This window comes from Corynebacterium mendelii (assembly GCF_017307055.1).
GTDB lineage: Bacteria > Actinomycetota > Actinomycetes > Mycobacteriales > Mycobacteriaceae > Corynebacterium > Corynebacterium mendelii.
In genome coordinates, this window is sequence record NZ_JAFLEQ010000017.1 from 231,385 (window position 1) to 238,079 (window position 6,695).

7 protein-coding genes are annotated in these 6,695 nt (G+C 65.7%); 4 read left to right on the plus strand and 3 right to left on the minus strand.

Translation table 11 applies throughout. The features are described from left to right. Positions 1-82: 82 nt before the first annotated feature. The gene (locus JZY06_RS11300) at positions 83-862 is read left to right on the plus strand and encodes an L-threonylcarbamoyladenylate synthase (protein WP_207279660.1); all 780 of its coding nucleotides are present in this window, start codon (positions 83-85) and stop codon (positions 860-862) included. A gap of 307 nt (positions 863-1,169) precedes the next feature. Beyond that, positions 1,170-2,342, plus strand: a complete 1,173-nt coding sequence (locus JZY06_RS11305) for an FAD-binding oxidoreductase (RefSeq protein WP_207279661.1) — start codon at positions 1,170-1,172, stop codon at positions 2,340-2,342. A gap of 14 nt (positions 2,343-2,356) precedes the next feature. Here JZY06_RS11305 and JZY06_RS11310 read toward each other — a convergent pair whose 3' ends face one another. After that, positions 2,357-3,181 carry a nitrilase-related carbon-nitrogen hydrolase gene (locus JZY06_RS11310; protein ID WP_207279662.1) on the minus strand — a complete coding sequence of 275 codons (825 nt, stop codon included), beginning with the start codon at positions 3,179-3,181 and terminating at the stop codon, positions 2,357-2,359. Between the two features lie 178 nt (positions 3,182-3,359). On the opposite strand from JZY06_RS11310, the gene JZY06_RS11315 reads away from it, so the two are divergent. After that, the gene (locus JZY06_RS11315; protein WP_207279663.1) at positions 3,360-3,641 is read left to right on the plus strand and encodes a hypothetical protein; all 282 of its coding nucleotides are present in this window, start codon (positions 3,360-3,362) and stop codon (positions 3,639-3,641) included. Next, on the plus strand, positions 3,638-4,879 hold the full coding sequence (locus JZY06_RS12605; protein WP_207279664.1) for an alpha/beta hydrolase: 1,242 nt from the start codon (positions 3,638-3,640) through the stop codon (positions 4,877-4,879). The genes JZY06_RS11315 and JZY06_RS12605 overlap by 4 nt, the downstream gene beginning before the upstream one ends. A gap of 49 nt (positions 4,880-4,928) precedes the next feature. Here JZY06_RS12605 and JZY06_RS11325 read toward each other — a convergent pair whose 3' ends face one another. Both JZY06_RS11325 and dnaJ read right to left on the minus strand, forming a co-directional pair. Then, positions 4,929-5,351, minus strand: a complete 423-nt coding sequence (locus tag JZY06_RS11325) for a heat shock protein transcriptional repressor HspR (protein ID WP_207279665.1) — start codon at positions 5,349-5,351, stop codon at positions 4,929-4,931. Between the two features lie 72 nt (positions 5,352-5,423). Further along, entirely contained in the window at positions 5,424-6,620 is a 1,197-nt protein-coding gene (dnaJ, locus tag JZY06_RS11330; protein ID WP_207279666.1) for a molecular chaperone DnaJ, read from the minus strand. Positions 6,621-6,695: the final 75 nt, after the last annotated feature.

The following is a 6,695-nucleotide window of genomic DNA, read 5'->3' on the forward strand; positions in this document are numbered from 1 at the left end:
ATAGTGAAACCATTGCTGTGGTCGGGGCGTGCCCCGGCCACCGCGCACCATCATGCACCCGAACACGAAGGCAGGCACCCACATGTCCACCACCCCGCGCGCCCACTGGACCGGCGAGATCATCCCGGAGGCCCTGGAGGCCATCAACACCCCCGGCGGACTGATTGTCTGCGCCACCAAAGTCGGCTACATCCTCATGGCCGGTGACGGCGAAGGCCTGGAGCGCAAATTCGACGCCAAACAGCGCAAGCGCAACAAGCCTGCGGTGGTGCTGTGTTCCGGCATCGACCAGCTGACCGCCCTGGCCGAAGTCAACGACGAGATCGTCGAGTTCTACCAGCAGCACTGGGACCAGGATATTCTGCTCGGCTGCATTTTGCCGTGGAAGAAGGAAGCCGTCGACACCATGCCCGATGACACGGTGCGGGAGCTGGCCCGCGACGGCCGCAACACCTCCTGTTTCGTCATCCGTTTCGGCCGCCCGGCCGAGCAGATTGTCGCCAAACGGTGGGAAGAAGGAAAACTCACCTTCGCTTCCTCCGCCAACCCCTCGGGCGTCGGCAACCGCGGCAAAGTCGCCAATATCGGCGACCGCATCGAAAACGAGGCTGATTTCATTGTCTCCGCGGACGACTACGTCACCTCCATCCAGCCCAATGAGACCGAGGACACCCGCAAAGAGCAGGGTGTGATGGTCTCCATGGTCACCGCCGACGGCACCCTGGTGCCGCAGCAGAACGGCCAGCGCGAGGTCACCCCCTGCCCGATCCTGATCCGGGCCGGCCTGGACTGCGACAAGATCATGGCCAACATGTCCGAGATTTTCCTGTCCTGGGACTACCGCCACGGCCACTACTACTGATCGGTGAACTGGCCTCCCGCACCGGAAAAGCGGGCCAACGGCTTGCCCCGCCACACCGCACCCGCCGCGCCTGCCGCGCGGCGGGTGCGTTTGTGTGCCATGACCTGTTCCCTCCCCCAAAACCGGGGACAGCTCCTTCCGCCGTCCCGGCGGATGGGGTGCACACAAGAACTGCCTGAGCAGGTGCTGACAGCTGTGGGGCACGGCGGCTGTGAACTCACCGGGAAAAGCCCAATAGTGTGCGGTACCCGGTGCACACACCGCCGGAGCCGTTTTTCCATCCCGGCACGTGCGGCATAATGAGGGCATGACTTCACGCACTCTCGGACTGGTGGCCGCCCGCGTTGCCGCATACTCCGACCAGGTGCGTGTGTCTGTCGCCAGGGATTTCATCAAAAAACATCCCGAAGACCGGGTCCTTCTGCCGCAGGCCCCGGAGCATATTTTCGCCGATCTGCCGCGCATGCTGATCTGGATTCTGGCGGTCACCCCGGCCGATGGGGTGATCACGAAACGAACCACCATGATCATGGCGGATGCGGGGCGGGAACAGCGGCGGCTGGGCATTGCCCCGGAGCACTACGACACCATTGCCCGGGCGGCGGCGAAAACCATTCCGCGGCTGTGCCGCGGCATCCCGCACACCATGGTCTCCAATGCGCAGAAAGCCATCCTCACCGCCGGTCTGGTGGCCCGGGCGTCCGCCGAAATGGAGCAGGCCGACGGTTGTGCCCCCTACGCCACCGCCACCATCGTCGAGACCGAAAGACGCTGCAACAGGATCGGTGTCGTGCGCGCCCAGCTCGACCGGCCGTGGCAGTGGAATCCCGGCCAGTACATGGCGATCAGCTCCCCGCTGATCAGGGGCGTGTGGCGCTACTACAGCCCGGCGATGCCGTGCGATGAGACCGGCGGGATTGAATTCCACATCAAATCCACCGGGGCCGGCTCCACCTCGGAGACACTGCTGTCAGCTTCCGTCGGCGACACACTGCTAGTGGGCAGCCCGCACGGATCACTGACCGTCAGTGACCCAGGCAGCGGCGACACACGGGATATCCTCATGGTCGCCCATTCCACCGGTTTGGCCCCCATGCGGGCGAACCTGCTGCACCTGGCCCGCTTCAACAACGGCGACAGGCGGGTGCACCTGTTTTTCGGCGCCGACTATCCCGGCGAATTGTATGACCTGAATTTCCTGTGGCAGCTGGCCGCCGGCTGCCCGTGGCTGTCCGTTACCCCGGTCACGTTGAATCCGAAGGACGACTTTTGGGTCGAACCCACCGATTTCTGTTCCGCCCCGCGGGGCCTGCACGTGCAGCAGACCGGAGTGATCGGCGAGGTGGTGGCCTCCTACGGCACCTGGGAGGACCGCGATATCCTCCTGGCCGGTTCCCCCGACATGATCACCACCACCGCACTGCTTTTGACCTGCGGCGGAACCCCGGAAAACATCATCCGCCACGATCCGGTCGCCTAGCCGCGAACCACCGGCTACAGCTGCCGGTCGGCGCCCAGGACCGGCAGCGCCCGGCGCACCGAATCCACCACGGTGTCGTCGATGTCGGCGATAAGGCGCTGCGGGCCGTAGCCGGCTTCAGCCACCGGCCGGCCGGTCGGATCAATGACAGCGGAAAACCCCAGGCCGGTCGGCCCGTCGTCGGTGCCCGCTTTGTCGGCGCCACCGGGCCGGGCCTGGCCTGCGGCCACCAGCCAGCAGGTGCTGTCCAATGCCCGGGCGCGGGTGATCAGCCGCCACTGCTCCAGTTTTCCCGGCCCGTCGGAAAACGAGGTGGGAACCACCATCACCCGCACCCCCTCCTCGCGGGCGTAGGCGATGAACTGTTCCGGGAAACGCAGGTCGTAGCAGATCGCCAGACCCACCCGTGTTCCGTTGACATCCACGGCCACCAGACTGCCGCCGGGTTTGACGGTGTCCGATTCCCGGAAACCGAAAGCGTCGTAGCAGTGGATTTTGTTGTATCCGGTGTGGATGCCGCCGCCGGTGACCAACGCCGTGTTGTGGATGCGGCGGATGGTTTTTCCTTCCCGCTCCACGACATCGGCCGGGGTGAACATTCCGGCGACCACCACCACACCGTGGGTTGCGGCCGCGGCAGCCAGCGCGGTGGCGAAAGGCCCGTCAAGGGGTTCAGCCACCTCATCGAGCCTTCCGGAGTTGAAGGCTTTCATCGCTGCTTCGGGAAACACCACCAGGTCAGCACCTGCTGCCGCCGCCTCCCCGATGCGGGCGACCATGACCGCCAGATTGTCCCCGACCACGGGTCCGCTGGTGAATTGTTCCACTGACACTTTCATGCCCACCGATGATAGTGGCCCCGGCCGACGCCCGGCCCGCACCCGGGCCACCCCCGTTGGCGGCGGAAGAAATGGAACCGGCGGGCATCCCCGGCCAGTCCTAGACACCAAGGAACCGGCCACATCCGGCTCACCGTCTGTGTTGTTTTAAAAAAAATGTGAAGGATTGTGCACCACCATGCCAGCATCTTCTTCCCCGCACCCTGTCACCGGCACGATGTCGGTGCACCCTTGTGACAGCACCGCTCTTGCGGCGGTGGGGGTTCCCGACCTGTGTCCCCTCCCCCCGGCCGGTGGCCCGCACACCCGGCGGGCGTTGGCCGATTTCACCGGCCGGTTGGGCACGCACACCCGGCGGGCCGGTGATCTGATGGATCACCATGTCCGCGCCTGGGCAGGTTTCATCGATACCGTCCGGTCCATTGATGACCGGATGGCCGACCGGTTGCGGGCACTGTGAGCGGCCACGGCGCGGGGCTGACGGACCTTCTTTCCACCGCCGGGATCCTGGTCGACGTGTCCGACCGGCTGCGCCGGGGCCACGCCACCAACCGCAGCGCCTGGCAGAGCGCCACCCGCCGCAGCCGGGGGCTGGCCGTATCGGCCGCCCGGCATCATGCCGAAAGACTCAATGACCAGTTGCTCACCGTGGCCGCCGGGGCCCGGTGCGGCGCCGGAGTGCTGTACAAGGCGGCGGAGAAAAACTCGCTTCTTGACGGTCATGAACACGCCGTGCGGCAGCTGGCGGTCACCGCCGGATGCCCGCCGGGGCTGCGCGCCGGTATCCGGCGGGAGCTGGAAGAGATTTCTTTCCTGCGCGATGAACTCGACCGGCAGACCGCCCGGGCGATTGACCGCATCGATCTGGCGCGCGACTGGCGCACACGATCGGATCCCCCACCGTCGGCCACCCCGGAGCTTGCGCACAGCCACCGGTTGAGTCTCGATGACATTCACGCCCGGGTGCTGGGCAACCGGGCTGTCGGCCCCTTAGTCCACGAGTTGGCGCGGCAGTACCCGGATATGCGTCTTCTGCAAGCCGGGGACGGCCATCTGGTGGCCTGCTTCGGTGATCTTGATACCGCCCCGGCGGCTGTCACTTTGGTCAGCGGGGTGCATTCCTCCCAGCCGGAAACCTGGGGCGGGATCCTGCACCGGGCGCGCGGTATGCACCGGGCCAGCGGGGCGGCCACCATTGCCTGGCTGGGTTACCGGGCACCGGACACCATCGCCGGGGCCGTCAGCCCCGTCAACGGCCGCAAGGGGGCGCGCAGTCTGCAGCGGTTTCAGCAAAGCCTGCACGACCGGGCGGTGATCCGTGGCCACCGGCAGCGGCTGGGGATAGTCGGGCATTCCTACGGCTCGTTTACCGCCGCCAGCGCCGCCCAACTGCCCGGCGGGCTGTGGTGTGACCGGATGTTTCTGCTGGGTTCCCCGGGCATCGGCACCGGGGATCTGGCTGATCTTCATCTCCGCCCCACCACAAGGCCAGCAACGGACGGAACAGCTCTCTGGGCGGCGATCAATGTCGGTGACCCGATTGCCGCGGCGGATGATCTGACGGGAGAAATACTGGGCAAAGACCCCACAGAATTCGATAGCGGGATTACCGTCCACGTCGGTGTCGGCGGGCACAGCGACTATTTCACCGACCCGGTTTTCCTGCGGAATCTGTCGGCTCTCACCACCGGGGGCTAGTCCCGCCCACCGCCCGGGGTGGGAGGGATGGCACGGTGGGGCGGCACACCTAGTCGGAGTCGCGGCGGCGCCGCGGCTCCCACATCACCACTGCCGTTGAACGGGGCACATGCACCAGCTCCCCGGTGCCGCCGTGATTATCGAGTTTCGCCCGGAGCAGGGCGTTTTCCCGCAGCAGCGCCTCGTTGTCGCGGCGCAGTTTCTCGTTTTGACGCGTCAGGGACAGTATTTCCTTGATCCCGGCCAGGTTGACCCCCTCATCCTGGGACAGTGACTGGATTGTGCGCAGCATGTCGATATCGCGCCGGGAGTAGCGCCGTCCCCCGCCGCGGGTACGCCGGGGGGTGACCAGTCCCAGCCTGTCGTAGGTGCGGAGCGTCTGGGCGTGCATGCCGGCCAGTTCTGCCGCCACCGAGATCACGAACACCTCCCCCTGGATGTCGTCATCGTGGCTGTGTCGACGGTCAGGCATCTGTTGCGTCACCTCCTAATGTCGTTGAGAAAACGGCCCACCGGGTGTTTTTTTAATCTCCGGGCCGGATGGTCAGCGGCCGTTGCCCGCCCAGCCTTCCCGGGGATCGAAACCGGAGTCTTTTTCCGCCTGCGCATAGGTGCGCAGCGCCGATGAGGCTTCGGCATTCAAATCCTTCGGCACCGTCACCGCCAGGCTGACCAGCAGGTCACCTTTGGTGCCGTCGCGGTGCGGGACACCGCGTCCGGGCACCCGCAGTGTGCGGCCGTCCGGGGTCCCGGGGCTGATCCGCAATTTGACGGGCTTTTCCAGGGTGGGGACGGTAATCGTCCCGCCGAGCACCAGCTCGGAAAACGACACCGGGTAGGTCACCGCCAGGTTGTCGCCGTCGCGGGTGAACACACTGTCGTCGCGGACTTTGACGGTGACCATCAAATCCCCCGCCGGTTTACCGTTGGGACCCGCTTCACCTTCCCCGGGGACCCGCAGTTTTTTGCCGTCCTCGATACCGGCGGGAACCCGCACGGTCACTGTTTTCGTTTCCGTTGTCCGGCCGGAGCCACGGCACGTGGAGCAGGGATCGGTCACCGCGGTACCGGTGCCGTTGCAGCGGGCGCAGGGGGCCGCCATACCGAAGTGGCCGCGTTCGTCGCGCACCACCCCTTCCCCGTGGCAGTCCGGGCAGGTTTGCTGTTTGCCGGAGGCGGACCCGGTTCCGCTGCAGTCGGCGCAGCGGACTTTCTTGGTCAAATCCAGGGTGATGGTGGTTCCCAGGACCGCTTCGGCGAAGTCGATGGTGACCTGGGTTTCTACATTCGCCCCCCGCGACGGCGTAGCTGTGCGGCGATAACCGCCGCCGCGGTTGAAAAGGCCACCGAGGAAATCCCCAGCAAAGCCATCTGTACTGAATCCAGTTTCTCCCTGTCCGCCGAAGAGGTCCGAGATGGTGAAGTCCTGCGTCTGCTGCCGAAACCCGCCCGGGAAGCCCGGGCCTCCTTTTCCGGCGCCGAAGCCGCGGAATCCACCGCCCGCTTTGAGCATGGCCTTCAGTTCGTCGTACTGTTTGCGTTCGTCGTCATCGCCGAGCACATCGTAGGCTTCGGCCGCTTTTTTGAACCTCTCCTCGGCGGCTTTGTCGCCGGGTTTGGCATCCGGGTGGTTTTCCCGGGCGATTTTCCGGTAGGCCTTCTTGATTTCTTGGGCGCTTGCGGAGGAGGAGACCCCCAGATCCGCGTAATAGTCTTTGTCCGCCCATTCCCGCGAAGTCACGGGCCTCATCCCCCTTTCCGGGATCGATGATGGTGTGTGATTGGTTGTGTTGTCACCGCCTTCGCCGGAATATCC